The organism is Caulobacter sp. RHG1 (assembly GCF_013181195.1).
Taxonomy (GTDB): Bacteria; Pseudomonadota; Alphaproteobacteria; order Caulobacterales; family Caulobacteraceae; genus Caulobacter.
The window spans coordinates 299,780-321,344 of sequence record NZ_SMZP01000003.1; the positions used below are offsets into that span (position 1 = coordinate 299,780).

Here is a 21,565-nt window from a genome sequence, read left to right on the forward strand (position 1 = left end):
CGCGCAATTTCCTGCCTCGACTTGTCTCGCCTCAATAGAACAGTGGGGAATCGGGATCTGGGCTTGGCTACGTAAGGTCGCGGGGAAGGGGCGTCCATTTGTGTCGCGCGCGGTCATCAGGATGTCACTGTCCGGAGTGTTTTGACCGGGCGGCTTGCCTCGGCGCCGCGATTGCTGGAATAGGCGGAAAGCGTCGCGCAAGGCGGCGCTCGTTCGAACTCGGGATGCTTCGATGCGCGTAGCGATGATTGGCACGGGTTATGTGGGCCTGGTGTCGGGGGCGTGTTTCGCCGACTTCGGTCACGTGGTGACCTGCATCGACAAGGATCCCCGCAAGATCGAGCGGCTGGAGAAGGGCGAGATCCCGATCTTCGAGCCGGGCCTCGATGACCTGGTCGCCCGCAACGTCCGCGAAGGCCGTCTGTTCTTCACCTTGGAAGGCGCCCAGGCGATCAAGGACGCCGACGCGGTGTTCATCGCCGTCGGCACGCCCACACGTCGCGGCGATGGTCATGCGGACCTCTCTTACGTCTACGCCGCGGCTGAAGAGATCGCCGGCCTGATCGAGGGCTTCACCGTCGTGGTCACCAAGTCGACCGTGCCGGTCGGCACGGGCGACGAGGTGGAAGCGATCATCAAGAAGACCAATCCGAACGCCCAGTTCGCCGTGGTGTCGAACCCCGAGTTCCTGCGCGAAGGCGCGGCGATCGAGGACTTCAAGCGTCCCGACCGCGTGGTGGTCGGCACTGATGACGAACGCGCTCAGGCCGTGATGCGTGATCTCTACCGCCCGCTGTCGCTGAACGAGACGCCGCTGGTGTTCACCGGCCGTCGGACTAGCGAGCTGATCAAATACGCCGCCAACGCCTTCCTGGCGATGAAGATCACCTTCATCAACGAGATGGCCGACCTTTGCGAAGTCGTGGGCGCAGACGTCCAGCAGGTCGCCAAGGGCATCGGCCTGGACAAGCGCATCGGCGGCAAGTTCCTGAACGCGGGCCCGGGCTACGGCGGTTCGTGCTTCCCGAAGGACACCATCGCCCTGGTCAAGACCGCCCAGGACTACGGCGCCCCGACTCGGCTGATCGAGACCACGGTCGAGGTCAACGACGCGCGCAAGAAGGCCATGGCCGGCAAGGTGGCCAAGGCCATCGGCTCGGAGGACCTCTCCGGCAAGACGATCGGCGTGCTGGGCCTGACCTTCAAACCCAACACCGACGACATGCGCGATGCGCCCAGCCTGGACATCGTCCCGGCCCTGCAGGCGCTCGGCGCCAAGGTCCAGGCCTTTGACCCCGAAGGCGCCAAGGAGGCCGCCCATCTGCTCAAGGACGTCGACTTCAAGGCCGGCGCCTATGAAGCCGCCGAGGGGGTTGATGCGTTGGTCATCCTGACCGAGTGGGACCAGTTCCGGGCCCTCGATCTGGACCGCCTGAAGCTGCTCATGAACGCCCCCGTCGTCGTCGACCTGCGCAATGTCTACAAGCCGGCCGAGATGGTTCGTCACGGCTTTACCTACGCCTCGATCGGACGGGGCTGAGGCATGACAACTCCGATCATCGTCACGGGCGCCGCAGGCTTCATCGGCATGCATGTGGCCGAGCGCCTGCTGGATCGCGGCGAGACGGTGATCGGGGTCGACGTCTTCAACGCCTATTACGATCCGGCCCTCAAGGAGGCCCGGGCCGCGCGGCTGGAAGGTCGCGACGGCTTCACGATGGTCCGGATGGACATCGCCGAGCACGAGGCCTTCGCCGCGCTGGTGAAGGCCTCCAGCGCCCAGCGGGTCGTGCACCTGGCCGCTCAGGCCGGGGTTCGCTACTCGATTGAGAACCCCTTCGCCTATGAGCGCAGCAATCTGGCCGGCCACCTGTCGGTGCTAGAGGCATGCCGCCATGCGGGCGTCCAGCACCTGGTCTATGCCAGCTCGTCCAGTGTCTATGGCGACCGGCCGCTGAACGGCGACGGCTTCCGCGAGACCGATCCGGCCAACGATCCAGTGTCGCTGTACGCCGCCACCAAGCGGTCCTGCGAAATGCTGAGCCAGAGCTATGCGGCGCTCTACGGTTTCCCACAGTCGGGCCTGCGGTTCTTCACCGTCTATGGTCCCTGGGGCCGGCCGGACATGGCCTATTTCAGCTTCACCGAGAAGATGCTGCAGGGCGAGCCGATCGACGTCTATGGCGAGGGCGAGATGGCCCGCGATTTCACCTTCATCGACGACATCGTCGACGGCATCCTGGGCGTGCTGGACCATCCGCCGGCGCAGGGCGGCCACGAGGTCTACAACATCGGCGACAACGATCCCGTCGGGCTGATGGAGATGATCTCGACCCTCGAAGCCGCGCTCGGCGTGGAGGCCCAGAAGGTCATGCTGCCGATGCAGCCGGGCGACGTGCCGGCCACCTTCGCCAATATCGACAAGATCCATGCCCTGTGCGGCTACAAGCCCAAGGTCAAGCTGGCCGAAGGCCTGGCCCGCTTCGTCGACTGGCGGCGCGGCTACGCCGACTGAGCCGGCCTGGCCTGTCGGTACTCGCGCCAGGAAATGAACAGGGTCGAGGCCACGACGATCGCCGCCCCGACGAAGGTCGCAGGCTTGGGAACCTCGTGGAACAGCAGGAAGCCGGCGCCGACCGCGAAGACCAGCCGCGTATAGTCGATCGGGGCCATGACCGCCGCCTCGCCGGCCTGCATGCCCTTGATGTAAGCGCCCTGGGTCAGGGTGCCGATCACGCCCATGGCGGTCAGCAGGCCCAGGTCCGGCAGGGTCGGCCAGCGCCAGACGAACAGGGCCGGCGGGATGGCGAAGACCAGCCCCAGCACCGCAGCGTAGACCAGCAGCACGAACGGGCTGTGATCGCGGGTCATCACCTTCATGCCGGTGATGGTCAGGGCGAACAGCAGCGACGAGGCCAGGGCCGCGGCCTGCGGCCAGCCCAGCCAGGCTTCCACCCCGCCGGCGCCGGGTCGCAGCATGATCAGCACCCCCAGGAAGCCGACCAGGGCCGCGCTGATCCTCAGAGGCCCGATCGGCTCGCGCAGGACGAAGGCGGCCAGCGGCACCAGCCAAAGCGTCCGGGTGAACGACAGGGCGTTGGCGTCGGCCAGGGGCAGCTTCTGGTAGGCGTAGAAGCCTAGGATCAGCGCCAGCACCCCAGCGCTGGAGCGGAAGATGATGATGCCGGGCCGCGTGGTGCGGAAAGCGCCGCGCCAGTCGCGAGCGATCAGCGGCAGGAGCACGATCACCCCCGCCAGCTGCCGATAGAAGGTCTGCAGGGCGGCCGGATAGTCGTCGCCCAGGAACTTGATCAGGGTCGTCATCGCCGTGAAGCCGACCGCCGAGGCCAGCATCCACAGGGCGCCGCGAAGGTTCGGGGTGAGGGTCACCCCGCCCCGCCGGCGGCGATCAGCTGGGCGCGCATGGCCTCGGCCTGTTCGGGCGAGATGCCCATGGCCGCCAGGATCGGCGAGGGCGTCTTGACGTCCCAGGCGCTGCGCGGCCCCACCGTGATGCCGCCGTCGACGACGATGTGCGTACCGGTGACGAAGACCGAGTCGTCGCTGGCCAGGTAAAGGGCTGCGGCGGCGATGTCTTCGGGTAGGCCGGACTTCGGAATCGGCTGGATCTTGGGACCGATCGAGGCGACCTGGGCGGCCATCTGGTCGGCGACCTCGCGCGGCAGGCCCATCGACGCCCCGAAGATCGAGGTGGCGATCAGGCCCGGGCAGATGGCGTTGACCCGGATCTTCAGCGGCGACAGTTCGGCCGCGGCGCAGCGGCTCATATGGATCACGGCCGCCTTGGCCGCCGAATAGGCCAGCGGCCCGAAGCCCGCCTGCAGGCCGGCGATCGAGGCGGTGTTGATGATCGAGCCGCCGCCGCGCTTCAGCATCAGCGGCGTCGCGTGCTTCATGCCCATGGCCGGACCGCGCACCAGCAAGGCGAAGGTCTTGTCCCAGCCGTCGGCGGTCAGTTCCTGAACCCCGGCCGGCGTGCCGCCATGGCCAGCGTTGTTGAAGAGAATGTCGAGGCCGCCGAACGCGCTCTCGGCCTGGGCCATGGTCGCGGCCAGATCATCATCGGCGGTGACGTCGCAGCGCTGGAAGCGGACCTTGTCGGGGAAACGCTGCTCCAGCATGCGCCCCTTCTCGTCCTGCAGGTCGGCGGCGACGACGCACGCCCCTTGCGCGACGAACAGCTCGACCGCGCCCAGCCCGATGCCCGAGCAGCCGCCAGTGACGACGGCGACCTTGCCGTCCAGACGTCCAGGCTTGGTGTCCATGGGAAATTCCTCCGCGACCCCGGCCTCTCAGCGGGCCGAGTGATCAATGATCATATTCGCGGAGCAAACAGATGTTGGCTAGGGGTCTATCCCTGTCCAACCTTGGGAAAATCAGGCCGGACGGCGAACCAGCGGCTGCAGCAGGCGGCCCAGATGGGTGATGCCCAGCCACAGCATGCACGGCACGAGCAGCACGGCCCAGGCTAGGCCCAGTCCGACCAGGCCCACAGCCGCGACGGCGCGGTGCGCAAAGCCGGAGCGCTCCTTGGCCTCCAGCGTCATGACACGAATATCCAGGCCCATTATCCCCCAAGCCCCTCTTTGGAGATCACGAACGCGCTTACTGAAATCGACATTAGCGCGCGCCTTCGTTTCGTGCACGCATTTGCTCCCAGCGCGCGTTTTCCGCGGCTCGGACATCGCCCGCCGGTCCGCGTCGACCGATGGCCCGCGCCAGGTCTCGGCAAGCCGGACCGACCAGCGACCACGGCTCGACGCAGTAGCGCGAGAACAGGCGCTGCGGATCGATCATCAGGCGGAACAGCCATTCCATGCCCATCGGCCCCATCCAGCGCGGCGCAGCCTGCTGGACGCCCGCCTCGTAGTCGAAGGCGCCGCCGACGGTGAAGGTCGCGGCCGGTCCGTAGGCCTTGTGGTTCTCCAGCGTCCAGATCTCCTGGCGCGGCATGCCCATGCCGACCAGCACGATATCGGGCTGGTAGTCTCGGATCTTGGCGACCACCGCCTCGTTCTCGGCCGAGCCGGCGGTGACGTCGAAATAGCCGTGGTGGCTGGCGATCTGCGCCGCCGGATAGTCCTGATGGATGCGCTCGATGGCCTTCTCGGCCACGCCCGGGGCGCCGCCGACGAAGAAGACCTTCCAGTTCTTGCGCGCCGCCAGCGCCCAGAAGTCGTCGCGCCAGTCCAGATAGGTGCAGCGATGGAAGCGCCGGCTGGCCCGGCCGACCAGGCGCGCCCAGAAGATCAGCGGCACGGAATCGACCTCGATGAGGTCGGCCGCCTCGTAGAACTCACCGATCTGGTGGTCCTTGCCGATCAGGTACAGGCTGTGGAGGTTGTGATTGGCGACGATCGCGCTCTGGCCCGCCGCCAGCTTGCCGGTGACGAAGTGAAAGACTTCCTCGGGGCGCACCAGATCCATCGTCCCGCCCAGCACCTGCACCCGCTCCTCGGGGCGCCGGTTCAAGCGGAACGGACGGCGCGGCGCGGCCAGGGCCGTATCGCCCCCGCCGCTCGACGCACCGCCTTGTTCATTCTGGACGAACATCGCCGCAGGTCTCCTAATCTCGAAGAGCACTCTGCGGCGGGTATCCTGTTTCTTTCGCTAAAAAGGATACTTAGCGGGATTTAACCAAGTCCCGCTAACCACTCTATTCAACGGTGATGACAACCTTGCCCATGGCCTTCCGGCTGGAGAGGTGGGCGATCGCGTCGCCGGCGCGGGCCAACGGGAAACGCTCGGAAACGTACGGCCTGATCTTGCCGGCCGCATAGAGGTCCATCAGCTCCTTGAGGTTCTGCGCGTGCCCCTTCGGATCGCGCGCCACCGCCGCGCCCCAGAACACCCCGACGATGTCGCACGACTTCAACAGCGTGAGATTCAACGGGATTTTCGGGATGCCCGACGGGAATCCGATGACCAGGAAGCGGCCGTTCCAGCCCGCAGCCCGGATCGTGGCCTCGGAATAATCGCCGCCGACCGCGTCATAGGCGATGTCCCAGCCATTGGGTCCGCAGGCGTCCTTGATCAGGCCGGCCAGCGCCTTCTGGCCGTCCTTGTCGAACGGTCCGCGCGGATAGACGACGCCGCTGTCGGCGCCGTGCTTGATGGCCAGATCGACCTTCTCCTGGCTGGAGGCTGCGGCAATAACGCGCACCCCCATCGCCTTGCCCAGCTCCACCGCGGCCAGACCGACGCCGCCCGCGGCGCCCAGGACCAGCAGGGTCTCGCCGGCCTTCGCGTGGGCGCGGTCCTTAAGAGCGTAGTACGAGGTGCCGTAGGTCAGGACGAAGGCCGCGGCCTCGTCGAAGGGCATGTTGTCCGGGATAGAAGTGCAGCGCTGCTCTTCCAGGGCCAGCTTCTCGGCGAAACCGCCCCAGCCGGTCGAGGCCAGAACGCGGTCGCCGACCTTGAAGCGGGTCACGCCTTCGCCGACCGCCGCGATCACGCCCGACACCTCGCCGCCCGGCGCGAACGGCCGCGGCGGCTTGAACTGGTACTTGTCCTCGATGATCAGCACGTCGGGATAGTTCACCCCGCACGCCTTGACGTCGATCAGCACCTGGCCGGGTCCCGCAACGGGATCGGGCAGCTCTTCCAGCACCAGGGTCTCGGGTCCGCCGACCGCCTTGCTGAGCACCGCCTTCATCTCGCTTCTCCCGATATTTATCTTTAATCAAGCCGACGCTAGCGCGGGACGCGCGGCCAAGGAAGCAGAATGTCAAACAAACGTTTTAGTCTCGCGCTGCATGGCGGCGCAGGGGCCAAGCCCGGCCATGACTACAGTGTCGAGATCGCCCACATGCGCGGCCTGATCGAGGCCGCCCGCGAGCGGCTGGCCGCCGGGGCCAGCGCCCTGGACGTCGCGGTCGAGACCGTGGTCGGCCTGGAGGCCAGCGGCCTCTACATCGCCGGCAAGGGCGCCTCGCCCAACGCCGCCGGCGAGTACGAACTCGACGCCAGCCTGATGGACGGCGCCAGCCTGAAGGCCGGCTCGGTCGCCGCCCTGCAGGGCTTCAAGAGCCCGATCCTGGCCGCCCGCGCGGTGATGGAACAGACCCCGCACGTGATGCTGGCGGGTCAGGGCGCCATCGACTTCGCCCGCGCCCAGGGGCTGGAGACGGTCGAGGATCCGCAGAGCTGGTTCACCCAGGCGGGCGCCTTCGAGGACAATCATCCGCCGGAGGCTCTGCCGACCGGCACCGTCGGCTGTGTGGTTCGCGATAACGAGGGTCGCCTGGCCGCCGCGACCTCGACGGCCGGCGTGTTCGGCAAGCTGCCGGGCCGGGTCGGCGACAGCCCGATCATCGGGGCCGGCGCCTGGGCCGACGGCCATGCCGCCGTCTCCTGCACCGGCCAGGGCGAGTACTTCATCCGCACCGCCGTTGGCGTCCAGATCGCCCACCGCATGCGGTTCGGCGGCGAGAGCCTGGAAGCGGCGGCGCAGGCGGCGATCCAGGGCGTGGCGGATCTGGGCGGTCATGGCGGGCTGGTCTCCGTGGATCGCGAGGGCAACGTGGCGATGCCGTTCGCGTCGAGCGGCCTGAAGCGCGCGGCGCTGTTGCTGGACGGGACGGTGATCAGCGAGGCGTTCTGATCCGCCGTGCGTCCTTCGAGGCTCGCCTGCGGCTCGCACCTCAGGATGAGGAAATCAGAAGTCCCCTCATCCTGAGGCGCCCGCACAGCGGGCCTCGAAGGACGCACGGCGTCTCGACCTCACGCGGCTTCGCCGCTGAAGGTGATGGGGAGGCGACGGAGCGGCCGGGCGAACCCGGAGACCGTATGGATTTGTGTGTTTCGGCTCGCGAGTCCGCTCCGCCAGGCTGTTCTTGTCCGTGAGGGCGGAGGGCGTGGGCCTTATCGGCCCGGGACTCCAAGAACCCCCGGACGGGCGCAGAGCAAGTCGATCGGCTACATCCGTCTCGACCCCGACGCTCCACGATAGGCGGCTTTAACGGTCACCGCCCTGTCGCTCCGCTGAAGGCTTTGGCCCCAGACGGCCTGTCACCCGTACGCGCTCCTAAAGAGTAAGCCGCACGACCTGACGGGGGCGCCGGGAACCGCCAGCGGCCCCGCTCAACCTATCCCCATCGCCGCTTTGGGCCGGATCCAAGCGCCCTCCCCTTGCGACGGGGACCAAGTGATTATGGGGCTGGGCTGAAGGCGGATCATTCAGCGGGGTGAAAATCGACAAGCCGTTGATTTCGTTCGATCCGAAATTGCGAACGCCGAGCGTGTTTACGCTCCAATCCCCGTACTTGCCCCCTCCGCGCCTGCGGCGCTCCTCCCCCAGAGGGGGAAGACGGCCTGTCTGGCCCCTCCGGGGGCGGACGACCGCGCGCTGGCGCGCGGTCAGGTGGGGGCCTGTGCTGAGCGGCAAGTTGGCGCCCAGAGATTCCCTTCCACGCTCCCAGCCTCTAAACAGTCACCGCCGCGCGCCTTTGCGTCGCAACATGACGGATGATCTTGATGCACGACCGGGCTGGACTTCGCGCATTGCCGGAAGATCTCATCGACCTGGACGCCCTGTTGCGGGCCTATGTCGAGATCAAGCCGGACGTCTCCGATCCCGGCCAGAAGGTGGTGTTCGGCACCTCCGGACACCGCGGCTCCAGCCTGGATGGCGGCTTCAACGAGAACCACATCCTGGCCATCACCCAGGCGGTCATCGAACACCGCGCCGCCCAGGGCGTGACCGGTCCGATCTTCGTCGGCCGCGACACTCACGGCCTGTCGGAACCGGCCTTCCGCTCGGTGCTGGAAGTGCTGGCCGGCAACGGCGTCACCGCGCTGATCGACGCCGACGGCGGCTACACCCCGACGCCGGCCGTGTCGCACGCGATCCTCACCCACAATCGCGCAAACGCAGCGCAAGCCGACGGCCTGCTGCTGACCCCCTCGCACAACCCGCCACGCGACGGCGGCATCAAGTACAATCCCCCCAGCGGCGGTCCGGCCGACAGCAGCGCGACCTCGGCGATCGCCGCCCGCGCCAACGACCTGCTGGCCCAGAACCTGAATGGCGTGAAGCGCGTCAGCTTCGATGAGGCCCACAAGGCCGCCGGGCGCTACGACTTCCTGGGTCGCTATGTCGACGACCTGCCCAGCGTCATCGACATCGAGACCATCCGCGCGGCCGGCGTGCGCATCGGCGCCGATCCGCTGGGCGGCGCGGCCGTCGCCTATTGGGGCGCGATCGCCGAGCGTCACCGGCTGAACCTGACCGTGGTCAACGACGCCGTCGACCCGCGCTGGGCGTTCATGCCGCTCGACACCGACGGCAAGATCCGCATGGACTGCTCGTCGCCCAAGGCCATGGCCAACCTGATCGAGATCATGAGCGGCGGCGCGGCCTATGACGTGGCGACCGGCAACGACGCCGACGCCGACCGCCACGGCATCGTCACCCCCGACGGCGGACTGATGAACCCCAACCACTACCTGGCCGCGGCGATCTCGTACCTCTTCACCCACCGCCCGGGCTGGGGCGCGGACGTCGCGGTCGGCAAGACCCTGGTCTCGTCCTCGATGATCGACCGCGTCGTGGCGGGCCTGGGTCGCCGCCTGCTCGAGGTGCCGGTCGGCTTCAAGTATTTCGTGCCGGGCCTGCTGGACGGTTCGGTCGGCTTCGGCGGCGAGGAGTCGGCCGGCGCGGCCTTCCTGCGCCACGACGGCAGCGTGTGGACCACCGACAAGGACGGCCTGCAGCTGGCCCTGCTGGCCGCAGAGATCCAGGCCAAGACCGGCCAGAGCGCTAGCCAGCTCTACGCCGGCCTGACCGAGCAATACGGCGCCCCGGCCTATGCCCGCGTCGACGCCCCGGCCAGCCGCGAGGAAAAGACCCGTCTGGCCAAGCTCAGTCCCAGCGACGTCAGCGCTAAGACCCTGGCCGGCGAGCCGATCACCGACATCCTCACCGCCGCCCCCGGCAATGGCGAGGCGATCGGCGGCCTGAAGGTCTGCACCGCCAACGCCTGGTTCGCGGCCCGGCCGTCCGGCACCGAGGACGTCTACAAGGTCTATGCGGAGTCGTTCCTGGGTCCGGACCACCTGAAGCAGGTCCAGGCCGAGGCGCGTGACGTGGTGGCGGGGGCGCTGAAGGGCTGAGGCTCTAAAAATGCGCTCATCCCCGCGAAAGCGGGGACCCAAGCCGAGTCCGAGGATCTGGCGAGGCGGCGCCCATTCCTGAATGTCCGCTTGGGTCCCCGCTTTCGCGGGGATGAGCGGTTGTGGGGGACCTAGCCCTTCGCCGCATCAGCGCTTATACCGCCCCGCATGTTTGAAGGCCTCTCCCCCCTCGCCCGCGAAGCCCGCTCCTGGCCGTTCGAGCAGGCGCGCGCCACCATCGCCCGCGTCCTGCGCGTGCGCCTCCCCGACCGCGCCGATCAGGAGGCCGCGAAAGCCCTGATCGAGGCCGGCAAGGCGGACGAGGCGGTGAAAGCCTATCCGGCGCTGGCCAAGGCGGTGATCTTCGAAACCGGCTATGGTCCGTCAGGCCTGCCGCACCTGGGCACGTTCGGGGAAGTGGCGCGCACGACCATGGTGCGCCAGGCCTTCCGCGCGCTGGTCGACGACCATATCCCCACGCGACTGATCGCCTTCAGCGACGACATGGACGGCCTGCGCAAGGTTCCCGACAACATCGAGAACAAGCAGCCGCTGATCGAGGACCTGGGCAAGCCGCTGACCGTCGTCCGCGACCCGTTCGGCACCCATGACAGCTTCGGCGCCCACAACAACGCCCGCCTGCGCGCGTTCCTGGACGGCTTCGGCTTCGAGTACGAGTTCGTCTCCTCGACCGACTGCTACAAGGGCGGCCTGTTCGACGCGACCCTGCTGACCGCCCTGGAGCGCTTCGACGCCATCCAGAAGGTGATGCTGCCCACGCTCGGCGAAGAGCGCCGCGCGACCTATTCGCCGTTCCTTCCCGTCAGCCCGACCACCGGCAAGGTGCTGCAGGTCCCGACCCTGGAACGCAATGTCGAGAAGGGTACGATCGTCTTCGAGGACGAGGACGGCTCGCGCGTCGAGGTCCCGGTCACCGGCGGCCACGTGAAGATGCAGTGGAAGCCCGACTGGGCCATGCGCTGGACCGCGCTGGGCGTCGACTACGAGATGTCGGGCAAGGACCTGATCGACTCGGTCAAGGCGTCGGGCGCGATCTGCAAGGCGCTGGGCGGGGTCCCGCCGGAAGGCTTCAACTACGAGCTCTTCCTGGACGAGAACAACCAGAAGATCTCCAAGTCCAAGGGCAACGGCCTGTCGATGGAGGACTGGCTGCGCTACGGCGCGCCCGAAAGCCTGTCGTACTACATGTTCCAGAGCCCCAAGTCGGCCAAGAAGCTCTATTTCGACGTCATCCCCAAGGCGACGGACGAATATCTGCAGCAGCTGGACGCCTATCAGCGCCAGGAGCCGGCCAAGCAGCTGGACAACCCCGTGTGGCACATCCATTCGGGCCGCCCGCCGCAGCACGGCTCGCCGGTGTCGTTCAGCCTGATGCTGAACCTGGTGTCGGCCGCCGACGCCTCGACCAAGGAAATCCTCTGGGGCTTCCTGTCGCGCTACATCCCGGGGGCCTCGGCCGAAACCCAGCCGCTGCTGGACCGCCTGGCCGGCTACGCGATCAACTATTACGAGGACTTCGTGAAGCCCACGAAGACCTTCCGCGCGCCCACCGACCAGGAGCGCGCGGCGATGCTGGACCTGCTGGCCAAGCTGAAGGCCATGCCGGCCGACGCGCCGGACGCCGAGCTGATCCAGAACGAGGTGTTCGAAGTCGGCAAGACCCACGGCTTCGATCCGCTTCGCGCCTGGTTCCAGGCCCTGTACGAGGTTCTCCTCGGCCAGAGCCAGGGCCCGCGCTTCGGCTCGTTCGCGGCGATCTTCGGCATCGACCGGACCATCGCCTTGATCGAAGAGAAACTCGCCTAATACAGAAATCAAAAAGGCCAAGCTTACGCGCGCGGGGTGAATCCTCGCGCGCTGCGACACCATGCCTCGCAAAATGAACGAAGTCTGAATTCGTGGTTAAGGGTCCGCCCACCATTCGGAGTCTAGGCTACGACCATCAGAACCAAGATTTAAACCTCAAGGTTACTCTCATGGCTTCGTTCACTCTGCGTCCCACCGACCGCCAGGAATTCGACTCGCTGCTCGGCGGCATCGTCCAGCAATTCCCCGACGCCCATGTCGAGGCGGCTCACAACGACACCTGGGCGTCCTATCGCCTGGACGTCTCGTGCGAGGATCCCTCGGCCGGCCCGCTGATCGCCTGGCTGCTGGACAGCCACGCCAGCTGCCCGCGCACCTGATCCCTCTCGGGTCAGTCGTTACTGGCTGACCCAGACGATCCGGCCGACCCAGGCGACCTCGTCGCGGGCGAGCAGGCGTTCTTCGCCGCTCCCCGTGAGCGGGGTCAGCTCCACGGTCCGGGCCGTGACGCGGCCCAGTTCGCGCACCAGGATTTCACCGGCCAGGGTCCTGGCCACCACGCGGTCGCCCTTGCGCGGCTCGACGGTGGGCGAGACCAGCAGCCGGTCGCCGTCGCGATAGACCGGCGCCAGGGCGTCGCCCGACACCTCGAGCGCAAACAGGCCCTCGCCCAGATCCGGCGCGGCGATCTCGTCCCAGCCTTCGCCAGCCGGCGCGCCCGCCTCGTCGAACAGGCCCTCGCGCCCCGCCTCGGCCAGGCCGATCAGCGGCGCAGCGCGCTTCACCGTCCCGGCTTGCTCGGTGAGGGCGGCGAACTCCGAGAAATTCACCCCCGTCGCTTCCAGGAGCTTGGCCAGGCTTTCGGTCGAGGGCCAGCGCGCGCGGCCATCGGTCTCCGCCGACCCGCGCTTGGAGCGGTTGAAGCTGGTGGGATCCAGGCCGGCCATCCGGGCCATGGCCGACGGCGTCATGTCGAAGCGTTCGGCCAGGGCGTCGATCGCGCGCCAGATTTCGCCGTGAGAGAGGGTCGCCATGAGGCTCTCCTTGGAACGGCCTTCACCCCGGAAGCTACGCCCTAAGGCCTAGGAAAGTAAACCTATCAACCAAGCTCAAGTTGACGTTTACGTAAGCGTTGACGCTCGCTCCAGATCGGGTTTAGGGTGATCGCCGATAACAAAGCGGCCCGGCCGCAGTAGCCAGGCCCTCTTCTTTGGGAGGTTTCCAACCATGGCCGACCTGCGTCGCCCCGAGCGGACATTCACGATCCGCCAGCTCTGCAATGAATTCAAAGCCACCCCGCGCGCCCTGCGCTTCTACGAGGACAAGGGCCTGCTGAACCCGGCCCGCGAGGGGCTGAACCGCGTCTATTCGCACAAGGACCGCGTGCGCCTGCAGCTGATCCTGCGCGGCAAGCGCGTGGGCCTGTCGCTGACCGAGATCCGCGAACTGCTCGATCTCTATGACGAGAACGACGAGGGCGCGGCGCAGATGGCCCGCTCGCTGAAGAAGTTCCGCGAACGCGCCAACGCGCTGGAGCAACAGCGCGACGACATCGACAACGCCCTGATCGAGCTGCGCGAGGCCTGCAACCGCCTGGAGCGCCGCCTGACCGAGATCCGCCCCGACCTGCTGCCCCGCGCGGCCGACTACGAGCAGGTGCTGCGCGCCCGCCTGGACGGTCACAGCGAAGCGATGCTGGGCAAGTAAGACACCCTCGCGCCGGCTCCCGCGCGAGCCGGCGACCCGTTTCCTCTCCCGACCGATCCAGGACTGCCCATGACCTATCAGCCGCCCGTTCGCGATCACGCCTTCATCCTGCGCGACGTGCTCAACATCGATCAGCACGGCGCCCTGCCGGGCTTCTCGGACGCGCCGTTCGAGACGGTGGAGCAGATCCTGGAGGCCGCCGCCCAGTTCACTGGCGAGGTCCTGGCGCCGCTGAACACGGTCGGCGACAAGAACGGCTGCCATCTGGATCCGGCGACCAACGTCGTCACCACGCCGCCGGGCTTCAAGGCCGCCTACAAGCAGCTGTGCGAAGGCGGCTGGACGGGCCTGGGCTCGGACCCGGCCTATGGCGGCCAGGGCCTGCCGCACGTCGTCAACCTGGCCTTCAGCGAGATGTCGAGCTCGGCCAACATGGCGTTCTCGATGTATCCGGGCCTGGCGCACGGCGCCTATTCGGCCATCCACACCGGCGGCACCGACGAACAGAAGCAGACCTACCTGCCCAAGATGGTGACCGGCGAATGGACCGGCACCATGAACCTGACCGAGCCGCATTGCGGCACGGACCTGGGCCTGCTGCGCACCAAGGCGGTCCCGCAGGCCGACGGCAGCTACAAGATCACCGGCCAGAAGATCTGGATCAGCGCCGGCGAGCACGACATGTCGGACAACATCATCCACCTGGTGCTGGCCCGCATCGAAGGCGCGCCGGCCGGGGTGAAGGGCATCAGCCTGTTCATCGTGCCGAAGTTCTTCGTGAAGGACGACAACTCGGTCGGCGAGCGTAACCAGGGCGTCAAGTGCGTCGGCCTGGAAGAGAAGATGGGCATCCACGGCAACGCCACCTGCGTCATGCAGTACGACGACGCCGAGGGCTATCTGATCGGCGAGGAGAACGCCGGCCTGAAGATCATGTTCGTGATGATGAACGAGGCCCGCCTGGGCGTCGGCATGCAGGGCGTCGCGCAAGGCGAGGCCGCCTATCAGGCCGCCGTCGCCTTCGCCAAGGACCGCCTGCAGGGCCGTTCGCTGACGGGCCCCAAGAACGCCGAAGGCCCGGCCGACCCGATCATCGTCCACCCTGACGTTCGCCGCATGCTGCTGGAGAGCAAGGCCCTGATCGAAGGCGGCCGCGCCTTCCTGTTCTGGACCGCCCTGCACGGCGACCTGTCGCACGTCCACCCGGACGCCGCCGTCCGTGAAAAGTCCTCGGACTACATGGGCCTGATGACGCCGGTGCTGAAAGGCTACCTGACCGACAAGGGCTTCGAGGTCTGCTCGAACGCGGTGCAGGTGCACGGCGGCAGCGGCTTCACCGAGCACTTCCCGGTCAGCCAGTTCATGCGCGACTGCCGCATCGCCCTGATCTACGAGGGCACCAACGGCGTCCAGGCCCTGGACCTGGTCGGCCGCAAGCTGGCGGCCAAGGGCGGCCGCGCGGTCATGGCCTTCTTCCAGGAAGTCGACCAGTTCATCGGCGAGAACGACGCCGACGCCGAGCTGAAGCCGTTCATCGAGGCCCTGGCCGGCGTGAAGGCCCAGCTGCAGGACGGCACCATGTGGCTGATGCAGAACGGCCTGCAGAACCCCGACAACGCCGGCGCGGCCTCGACCGACTACATGCACCTCTTCGGCCTGACGGGCCTGGCGTACATGTGGGCGCTGATGGCAAAGGCCGCCAACGCCAAGATCGCCGCCGGCTCGTCGGACCCGTTCTTCACGACCAAGCTGACCACCGGTCGCTATTTCATCGAACGCATCTTGCCTGACGCGGGGGCACACCTCGCCAAGTTGAAGACGGGTTCGGCGACCCTGATGGCGCTGCCCGCGGAGGCTTTCTGATCATGAGCGTGCTCAACGTCGAAAAACCGGCTTTCATGGCCGAAGAGGACATCGCGATCTTCGAAGACGCGGTGGGCAAGTTCTTCGATGAGCACGCGCCTGAATCAACGGTCGCGAAGTGGCGCAAGAACCACTGCGTCGATCGCGACATGTGGACCAAGGCGGGAGAGGCCGGACTGCTCGGCCTCTCCACGCCCGAACAATACGGCGGGGCCGGCGGCGACTATCGCCACGAGGTCGTGCTGATGGAGCAGTTGGGGCTGAAGGGCGTCGACGGCTTCGGCGCCAGCCTGCACAACGCCATCATCATGCCGTACATCTTCCACTACGGCACGGAAGAGCAGAAGCAGCGCTGGCTGCCGCGCATGGCCACGGGCGAGCTGGTCGGCGCCATCGCCATGACCGAGCCTGGCGCCGGTTCCGACCTTCAGGGCGTGAAGACCACCGCCAAGAAGGCCGGCAACCAGTACGTCATCAACGGCTCCAAGACCTTCATCACCAACGGCCAGACGGCCAACCTGATCATCGTGGTCGCCAAGACCGACCCGACCGCCGGCGCGCGCGGCACCTCGCTGCTGATCGTCGAGACCGACGGCGCGGAAGGCTTCGAGCGCGGCCGCAATCTCGACAAGCTGGGCCAGGAGGCCCAGGACACCTCGGAGCTGTTCTTCAACGACGTGAAGATCCCGACCGAGAACCTCTTGGGCACCGACGAGGGTCAGGGTTTCTTCCAGCTGATGGGCCAGCTGCCGCAGGAGCGGCTGAACATCGCCGTGCAGGGCATGGCGACCATCGAACGGGCGCTGGAGCTGACCATCGCCTACGTCAAGGACCGCAAGGCGTTCGGCAAGGCGATCCTCGACTTCCAGAACACCCAGTTCGTCCTGGCCGAGTGCAAGACCGAGGCGACCGTCGCCAAGGTCTTCGTCAACCACTGCATCGGCCAGCACCTGGAGGGCAAGCTCGACGCCGCCACCGCCTCGATGGCCAAGTACTGGGTCACCGATCTCGAAGGAAAGATCGTCGACCGCTGCCTGCAGCTGTTCGGCGGCTACGGCTTCATGAACGAGTACCCGATCGCGCGCATGTACAAGGACAGCCGCATCCAGCGCATCTACGGCGGCACCAACGAGATCATGAAAATCCTGATCGCGAGGACGCTGTGATCACTTCCGCCATCACGACCCTGACCCTGGTCGCCCTGCTGGCCGGCCCGCAGAGCGGCCCCAAGCCGCCGACCGCGCCCGCATCCGACAACGACCGTTCGGCCGTCGTCTGCGTGCGCGCCGTCCAGGGTCCGCGCCCCCTCACCTATTCCGGCGAACTGGTCGGCAAGCGCCCGCAGCCGGGCGCCTTCAAGCTGCCGCTGCAGCCGGCCGGCAAGGATATCTGCCAGACCCTGCTGCGCTCCAAGGTCGCCGAGTGGCGGCTGGAAGTCACCACCTCGGGCTTCACGGCCTGCTCGCTGCCGGCGCCGCAGTTCGGCAAGCGCGTCTATTATCGGGCCAAGGCCTCGGCGCGTGGCCTCTCGTGCGAGCCCATCGGCACGTACCCGATCGGCAACTGGAAGCCGTAGTGCGCCCGGCTCTAAGCCTTGTTGACGCTGTTGGCCTTGATCTGCGCCCTGCCGCGCGCATCGAGGTCCTGGCGCGTGGCGTCCAGGCTGAGCGGGCCGCGCAGCGTGGCGTTGACCGCGTCCATGCCGCGCGCCTCCGCGCCCGGCCTGCGCGCCAGCAGGTAGCGCAAGGACAGGCGCTCGTTGTCGGCCGCGTCGGGCTGGGTGCCGTGCAGGGTGCAGGCGTGCCACATGGCCGCGTAGCCGGCCTTGCCGGTCAGCAGATGCTGTTTGGTCTGGACCTCGCCGCCGCGTCCGTCGCGGTACAGCCAGCCGCCGTCGTTCTTGGTGAGATCGTGCGGGAACAGGGTCCCCGCCAGCTGGTGGCTGTCCTCCAGCAGGAACAACGGCGCGTCGTGCACGCCGACATCGTGCAGATAGACATACAGCGTCAGGAAATCGGCTTCCCGGTCCCTGTAGTCGATCAGGTCCTGATGGAAGTCGATGCCGTAGAAGTAGGTGATGTCCCGGTACGGCGCTCTGACGTAAGCCCCCAGATTGTTGACCGGATTGCCGGCGATGCGGGCCTTGAGCCAGTCGGGCACGACGCTGGCGGGCACACCGCAGATCAGCTTCTTGAGCAGGATCTCGTAGTCGTCGCCCAGCAATGCGCTGACCGCCGAGGCGATCCCCGCGTCCTTCTCGACGAAGGCAAGGTCGGCCTCGAACCGCTCCAGCAGGTTGCGGCCGGGCGCGGGATTGACCCCGGTATACTGCGGATTGGCGTCGAACTCGGCCTCGGTCAGGAACAGGTCGGCGTCGAAGGTCCGCAAGGCCCTGATCTTGGCCAGCAAGGCGCTCGCCGCCGCCGGGTCCACACCGTTCTCGAACACATGATAGCCACGCGCGATGAAGGCCTCCACCGCCGGGTGAACGCGCTGCGCTTCCGTCATCGTCATGATTTCCCCCCCGGGATCAGGCGCACTTTTTAGTTCATAAATCTTCGCGCCACAATCGGGCCGAGACCACGCAGGAAGGAGCCAGTCCATGGCTGACGCTTACATCTTCGACGCCGTGCGCACGCCGCGCGGCAAGGGCAAGAAGGACGGCTCGCTGCACGAGACCACCGCCCTGTCCCTGGCCGCCCAGGTCCTGGAAGCCCTGCGCGACCGCAACGGCCTGGACACCAGCAAGGTTGACGACGTCGTCCTGGGTTGCGTCTCGCCCGTCGGCGAGCAAGGCAGCGACATCGCCCGCACCGCTGTCCTGACCGCCGACTACGCCGAGAGCGTCGCCGGCGTGCAGATCAACCGTTTCTGCGCCTCGGGCCTGGAAGCGGTGAACATGGCCGCGGCCAAGGTCGCCTCGGGTGAAGCCCAGATGGCGATCGGCGGCGGCGTCGAGAGCATGAGCCGCGTGCCGATGGGCAGCGACGGCGGCGCGTGGCCGACCGACCCGTCCTCGGCCTTCAAGACCTATTTCGCCCCGCAAGGCGTCTCGGCCGACCTGATCGCCACCCTCTACGGCTTCAGCCGCGACGACGTCGACGCCTACGCCGTCGAGAGCCAGAAGCGCGCCGCGGCCGCCTGGGCCGACAACCGCTTCTCCAAGTCGGTCGTGCCGGTGAAGGACCAGCTGGGCCTGACCCTGCTGGCCCACGACGAGACCGTGCGCGGCGCCACCACCATGCAGACTCTCGCCGCCCTGAACCCCTCGTTCACGGGCATGGGCGAGATGGCCTTCGATGCGGTGGTGCAGCAGCGCTACCCGCAGGTGGAGAAGGTCAACCACGTCCACCACGCCGGCAACAGCTCGGGCATCGTCGACGGCGCCGCCGGCGTCCTGATCGGCACCAAGGAAATGGGCGAGGCCCTGGGTCTGAAGGCCCGCGCCCGCATCAAGGGCGCGGCCTCGATCGGCAGCGAGCCCTCGATCATGCTGACGGGTCCGTCGCTGGTCTCGGAAAAGCTGCTCAAGAAGCTGGGCATGGCGGTCGGCGACATCGACCTCTACGAGCTGAACGAAGCCTTCGCCTCGGTCGTGCTGCGCATGATGCAGGCCCTGGATATCCCGCACGAGAAGATGAACGTGAACGGCGGCGCCATCGCCATGGGCCACCCGCTGGGCGCCACCGGCGCCATGATCCTGGGCACCGTCCTGGACGAGCTGGAACGCTCGGACAAGGAAACCGCCCTGATCACCCTGTGCGTCGGCGCCGGCATGGGCACCGCCACGGTCATCGAACGCGTCTAAGGCTTAAGGAGCTAACACCATGGAAAACTTCAAGATCGAGGTCGATTCCGACGGCGTGGCCCTGGTCACCTTCGACGTGCCCGGCCGCTCGATGAACACCCTGACCGCTTCGGTCATCAAGGAAATCGGCGAGGTGGTCGAGGCCATCAAGTCGGACGCCGCCATCAAGGGCGCCGTGATCACCTCGGGCAAGACGACCGGCTTCTGCGCCGGCGCCGACCTCGGTGAACTGGGCGGTTCGGGCGGCCTCGGCGGCGCGGGCTCGGGCGAAGAGGGGCTCAAGGCCGCCTTCGAAGCCGGCTTTGCGCTCAACAAGGCCTTCCGCGCCCTGGAAACCTGCGGCAAGCCGGTGGCCGCGGCCATCAACGGCCTGGCCATGGGCGGCGGTCTCGAGATCGCGCTCGCCTGCCACTATCGCGTGGTCGCCGACCATCCGAAGATCCAGCTGGCCCTGCCCGAAGCCAAGGTCGGCCTGCTGCCCGGCGCCGGCGGCACCCAGCGCCTGCCGCGCCTGGTCGGCGTCATGGCCGCCGCGCCGTACCTGCTGGAAGGCAAGTCGATGAAGCCGGCCGAGGCCCTGGCCCTCAAGGTCGTGCATGAAGTCGTGCCGGCCGATCAGGTCGTGGAAGCCGCCAAGACCTGGATCAAGACCAAGGGCGACCCCGTCGCGCCGTGGGACAAGAAGGACTTCAAGCTTCCGGGCGGCGGTCCCTACACCCCGACCGGCAGCCAGGTGTTCATCATGGGCAACGCCATGCTGCGCAAGCAGACCTATGGCAACTATCCCGCCCAGCTGAACATCCTGAAGGCGGTCTATGAGGGCACGCAGGTGCCGTTCGACGCGGCCATCCGCATCGAGACCCGCTACTTCCTGAAGACGATGATGTCGCCCCAGGCCAAGGGCATGATCCGCACCCTGTTCCTCAGCTTGCAGGAGCTGGGCAAGGGCGCGGGCCGTCCGGCCGGCATCGCGCCGTCGGAAGCCAAGAAGGTCGCCGTCGTCGGCGCCGGCATGATGGGCGCGGGCATCGCCTACGTCCAAGCCATGGCCGGCATCGAGACCGTCCTGATCGACCAGAGCCAGGAAGCCGCCGACAAGGGCAAGGCCTATGCCGAGAGCCTGGTGAAGAAGGCCGTCTCGCGCGGGAAGATGACCCAGGACAAGGGCGACGCCGTCCTGGCCCTGATCACCCCGACCACCGACTATGACCTGGTGAAGGGCAGCGACCTCGTCATTGAGGCCGTGTTCGAGAACCGCGAGATCAAGGCCGACGTCACCAAGAAGGCCGAGGCTCAACTGGCCGAAACCGCCATCTTCGGCTCCAACACCTCGACCCTGCCGATCTCGGGCCTGGCCAAGGCCAGCGTGCGCCCGAAGAACTTCATCGGCATCCACTTCTTCTCGCCGGTCGACAAGATGGGCCTGGTCGAGATCATCATGGGCGAAGAGACGTCCGACGAGGCCCTGGCCAAGTCGATCGACTACGTCCTGAAGATCAAGAAGACCCCGATCGTCGTCAACGACAGCCGCGGCTTCTACACGTCGCGCTGCTTCGGCACCTTCGTGCAGGAAGGCCTGGAGATGATGGCCGAGGGCATCGCGCCCGCCATCATCGACAATGTCGGCCGCGCCACGGGCATGCCCCGCGGTCCGCTGGAGATGAACGACGACGTCGCGCTGGACCTCTCCTACAAGATCGGCGAGCAGACCAAGAAGGACCTCGGCGACAAGTACGAGGAGCGTCCGTTCGCGCCGGTCCTGGAAAAGATGGTCGTCGAGATGGGTCGCCTGGGCCGCAAGAACGGCAAGGGCTTCTACGACTATCCGGAAGGCGGCCAGAAGGTCCTCTGGAAGGGTCTCGCCGACCTGATGCCGGTCACCACGACCGACGCCGACCCGGCGCTGATCCAGGAGATCCGCACCCGCCTGCTGTACCGCCAGGCCGTGGAAGCCGCGCGCTGCTTCGAGGAAGGCGTCATCACCGACCCGCGTGAAGCCGATGTCGGCGCCATCCTGGGCTGGGGCTTCGCGCCCTGGACCGGCGGCCCGATCAGCCTGATCGACGGCGTCGGCGCCAAGGCCTTCGTCGAGACCCTGGACGCCCTGGCCCAGAAGTTCGGCACGCGCTTCACCCCGCCGGCCCTGCTGCGCGAGATGGCCGAGAAGGGCGAGACCTTCTACGGCCGCTTCGGCGGCAAGGCGAAGGCGGAAGCCGCGTAAGGCCA

General features: G+C 67.3%; 19 protein-coding genes and 1 pseudogene. 13 read left to right on the top strand and 7 right to left on the bottom strand.

Translation table 11 applies throughout. From position 1 onward, the window contains the following. Positions 1 to 232: 232 nt before the first annotated feature. Complete coding sequence (locus E1H18_RS09090) at positions 233 to 1,540, top strand: UDP-glucose/GDP-mannose dehydrogenase family protein (RefSeq protein WP_172266527.1); 1,308 nt, start codon at positions 233 to 235, stop codon at positions 1,538 to 1,540. Positions 1,541 to 1,543: 3 nt separating this feature from the next. Then, positions 1,544 to 2,515: an NAD-dependent epimerase/dehydratase family protein gene (locus tag E1H18_RS09095; RefSeq protein ID WP_172266530.1), complete on the top strand. Its 972-nt coding sequence runs from the start codon at positions 1,544 to 1,546 to the stop codon at positions 2,513 to 2,515. Here E1H18_RS09095 and E1H18_RS09100 read toward each other — a convergent pair. The 5 genes from E1H18_RS09100 to E1H18_RS09120 form a co-directional block, all read right to left on the bottom strand. Beyond that, positions 2,503 to 3,390, bottom strand: coding sequence for an EamA family transporter (locus E1H18_RS09100; RefSeq protein WP_172266533.1), 888 nt, complete (start codon positions 3,388 to 3,390; stop codon positions 2,503 to 2,505). The genes E1H18_RS09095 and E1H18_RS09100 overlap by 13 nt on opposite strands. After that, on the bottom strand, positions 3,387 to 4,286 hold the full coding sequence (locus tag E1H18_RS09105) for an SDR family NAD(P)-dependent oxidoreductase (RefSeq protein ID WP_172266536.1): 900 nt from the start codon (positions 4,284 to 4,286) through the stop codon (positions 3,387 to 3,389). Before E1H18_RS09105 ends, E1H18_RS09100 begins: the two co-directional genes overlap by 4 nt. 111 nt (positions 4,287 to 4,397) lie before the next feature. Further along, positions 4,398 to 4,589: a hypothetical protein gene (locus E1H18_RS09110; protein ID WP_172266539.1), complete on the bottom strand. Its 192-nt coding sequence runs from the start codon at positions 4,587 to 4,589 to the stop codon at positions 4,398 to 4,400. A gap of 52 nt (positions 4,590 to 4,641) precedes the next feature. Continuing rightward, complete coding sequence (locus E1H18_RS09115) at positions 4,642 to 5,574, bottom strand: WecB/TagA/CpsF family glycosyltransferase (protein WP_172266542.1); 933 nt, start codon at positions 5,572 to 5,574, stop codon at positions 4,642 to 4,644. 103 nt (positions 5,575 to 5,677) lie between these two features. Further along, positions 5,678 to 6,676 carry an NADPH:quinone oxidoreductase family protein gene (locus E1H18_RS09120; protein WP_172266545.1) on the bottom strand — a complete coding sequence of 333 codons (999 nt, stop codon included), beginning with the start codon at positions 6,674 to 6,676 and terminating at the stop codon, positions 5,678 to 5,680. A 69-nt stretch (positions 6,677 to 6,745) separates the two neighbouring features. Between E1H18_RS09120 and E1H18_RS09125 the strand changes: the two genes are divergently transcribed. The 5 genes and pseudogenes from E1H18_RS09125 (at position 6,746) to E1H18_RS09145 (ending at position 12,341) form a co-directional block, all read left to right on the top strand. Further along, positions 6,746 to 7,624, top strand: coding sequence for an isoaspartyl peptidase/L-asparaginase family protein (locus E1H18_RS09125; protein ID WP_172266548.1), 879 nt, complete (start codon positions 6,746 to 6,748; stop codon positions 7,622 to 7,624). Further along, a pseudogene (locus E1H18_RS09130) lies at positions 7,621 to 7,763 on the top strand (hypothetical protein). The gene E1H18_RS09125 and the pseudogene E1H18_RS09130 overlap by 4 nt, the downstream one beginning before the upstream one ends. Before the next feature lie 730 nt (positions 7,764 to 8,493). Continuing rightward, a complete protein-coding gene (gene pgm, locus E1H18_RS09135; protein WP_172267638.1) occupies positions 8,494 to 10,134 on the top strand; it encodes a phosphoglucomutase (alpha-D-glucose-1,6-bisphosphate-dependent) in 1,641 nt (546 codons plus the stop codon). Positions 10,135 to 10,302: 168 nt separating this feature from the next. Beyond that, entirely contained in the window at positions 10,303 to 11,961 is a 1,659-nt protein-coding gene (locus E1H18_RS09140; protein ID WP_172266551.1) for a lysine--tRNA ligase, read from the top strand. A gap of 170 nt (positions 11,962 to 12,131) precedes the next feature. Beyond that, a complete protein-coding gene (locus E1H18_RS09145; RefSeq protein ID WP_099581947.1) occupies positions 12,132 to 12,341 on the top strand; it encodes a hypothetical protein in 210 nt (69 codons plus the stop codon). Positions 12,342 to 12,359: 18 nt separating this feature from the next. On the opposite strand, the gene E1H18_RS09150 is transcribed toward E1H18_RS09145, so the two are convergent. After that, on the bottom strand, positions 12,360 to 12,995 hold the full coding sequence (locus E1H18_RS09150) for a helix-turn-helix transcriptional regulator (protein WP_172266554.1): 636 nt from the start codon (positions 12,993 to 12,995) through the stop codon (positions 12,360 to 12,362). Positions 12,996 to 13,188: 193 nt separating this feature from the next. On the opposite strand from E1H18_RS09150, the gene E1H18_RS09155 reads away from it, so the two are divergent. The 4 genes from E1H18_RS09155 to E1H18_RS09170 all read left to right on the top strand — a co-directional run bounded on the left by E1H18_RS09155 (position 13,189) and on the right by E1H18_RS09170 (position 17,107). Then, the gene (locus tag E1H18_RS09155) at positions 13,189 to 13,668 is read left to right on the top strand and encodes a MerR family DNA-binding transcriptional regulator (RefSeq protein ID WP_172266557.1); all 480 of its coding nucleotides are present in this window, start codon (positions 13,189 to 13,191) and stop codon (positions 13,666 to 13,668) included. A gap of 69 nt (positions 13,669 to 13,737) precedes the next feature. After that, the gene (locus E1H18_RS09160) at positions 13,738 to 15,531 is read left to right on the top strand and encodes an acyl-CoA dehydrogenase C-terminal domain-containing protein (RefSeq protein WP_172266560.1); all 1,794 of its coding nucleotides are present in this window, start codon (positions 13,738 to 13,740) and stop codon (positions 15,529 to 15,531) included. A gap of 2 nt (positions 15,532 to 15,533) precedes the next feature. Next, positions 15,534 to 16,697 (top strand): acyl-CoA dehydrogenase family protein, encoded by a 1,164-nt coding sequence (locus tag E1H18_RS09165; protein ID WP_172266563.1) that lies wholly within the window; start codon positions 15,534 to 15,536, stop codon positions 16,695 to 16,697. Next, positions 16,697 to 17,107 carry a hypothetical protein gene (locus E1H18_RS09170; RefSeq protein ID WP_370526486.1) on the top strand — a complete coding sequence of 137 codons (411 nt, stop codon included), beginning with the start codon at positions 16,697 to 16,699 and terminating at the stop codon, positions 17,105 to 17,107. Before E1H18_RS09165 ends, E1H18_RS09170 begins: the two co-directional genes overlap by 1 nt. An 11-nt stretch (positions 17,108 to 17,118) precedes the next feature. Here the strand turns inward: E1H18_RS09170 and E1H18_RS09175 are convergent, their stop codons facing one another. Further along, a complete protein-coding gene (locus E1H18_RS09175) occupies positions 17,119 to 18,045 on the bottom strand; it encodes a phytanoyl-CoA dioxygenase family protein (protein ID WP_241735962.1) in 927 nt (308 codons plus the stop codon). Between the two features lie 88 nt (positions 18,046 to 18,133). On the opposite strand from E1H18_RS09175, the gene E1H18_RS09180 reads away from it, so the two are divergent. Both E1H18_RS09180 and E1H18_RS09185 read left to right on the top strand, forming a co-directional pair. Next, positions 18,134 to 19,339 carry an acetyl-CoA C-acetyltransferase gene (locus E1H18_RS09180; protein ID WP_172266566.1) on the top strand — a complete coding sequence of 402 codons (1,206 nt, stop codon included), beginning with the start codon at positions 18,134 to 18,136 and terminating at the stop codon, positions 19,337 to 19,339. A gap of 19 nt (positions 19,340 to 19,358) precedes the next feature. After that, positions 19,359 to 21,560 carry a 3-hydroxyacyl-CoA dehydrogenase NAD-binding domain-containing protein gene (locus E1H18_RS09185; protein ID WP_172266569.1) on the top strand — a complete coding sequence of 734 codons (2,202 nt, stop codon included), beginning with the start codon at positions 19,359 to 19,361 and terminating at the stop codon, positions 21,558 to 21,560. The last annotated feature ends 5 nt before the right edge of the window (positions 21,561 to 21,565 follow it).

Excerpts from the sequence above, each read along its gene's own strand:
- E1H18_RS09125 (WP_172266548.1), top strand. The coding sequence starts at position 6,746 with ATGTCAAACAAACGTTTTAGTCTCGCGCTGCATGGCGGCGCAGGGGCC.
- E1H18_RS09120 (WP_172266545.1), bottom strand. The coding sequence starts at position 6,676 with ATGAAGGCGGTGCTCAGCAAGGCGGTCGGCGGACCCGAGACCCTGGTG.
- E1H18_RS09110 (WP_172266539.1), bottom strand. The coding sequence starts at position 4,589 with ATGGGCCTGGATATTCGTGTCATGACGCTGGAGGCCAAGGAGCGCTCC.
- E1H18_RS09180 (WP_172266566.1), top strand. The coding sequence starts at position 18,134 with ATGGCTGACGCTTACATCTTCGACGCCGTGCGCACGCCGCGCGGCAAG.
- E1H18_RS09090 (WP_172266527.1), top strand. The coding sequence starts at position 233 with ATGCGCGTAGCGATGATTGGCACGGGTTATGTGGGCCTGGTGTCGGGG.
- E1H18_RS09185 (WP_172266569.1), top strand. The coding sequence starts at position 19,359 with ATGGAAAACTTCAAGATCGAGGTCGATTCCGACGGCGTGGCCCTGGTC.
- E1H18_RS09150 (WP_172266554.1), bottom strand. The coding sequence starts at position 12,995 with ATGGCGACCCTCTCTCACGGCGAAATCTGGCGCGCGATCGACGCCCTG.
- E1H18_RS09165 (WP_172266563.1), top strand. The coding sequence starts at position 15,534 with ATGAGCGTGCTCAACGTCGAAAAACCGGCTTTCATGGCCGAAGAGGAC.
- E1H18_RS09105 (WP_172266536.1), bottom strand. The coding sequence starts at position 4,286 with ATGGACACCAAGCCTGGACGTCTGGACGGCAAGGTCGCCGTCGTCACT.
- E1H18_RS09095 (WP_172266530.1), top strand. The coding sequence starts at position 1,544 with ATGACAACTCCGATCATCGTCACGGGCGCCGCAGGCTTCATCGGCATG.
- E1H18_RS09160 (WP_172266560.1), top strand. The coding sequence starts at position 13,738 with ATGACCTATCAGCCGCCCGTTCGCGATCACGCCTTCATCCTGCGCGAC.
- E1H18_RS09175 (WP_241735962.1), bottom strand. The coding sequence starts at position 18,045 with ATGACGATGACGGAAGCGCAGCGCGTTCACCCGGCGGTGGAGGCCTTC.
- E1H18_RS09155 (WP_172266557.1), top strand. The coding sequence starts at position 13,189 with ATGGCCGACCTGCGTCGCCCCGAGCGGACATTCACGATCCGCCAGCTC.
- E1H18_RS09140 (WP_172266551.1), top strand. The coding sequence starts at position 10,303 with ATGTTTGAAGGCCTCTCCCCCCTCGCCCGCGAAGCCCGCTCCTGGCCG.
- E1H18_RS09145 (WP_099581947.1), top strand. The coding sequence starts at position 12,132 with ATGGCTTCGTTCACTCTGCGTCCCACCGACCGCCAGGAATTCGACTCG.
- E1H18_RS09115 (WP_172266542.1), bottom strand. The coding sequence starts at position 5,574 with ATGTTCGTCCAGAATGAACAAGGCGGTGCGTCGAGCGGCGGGGGCGAT.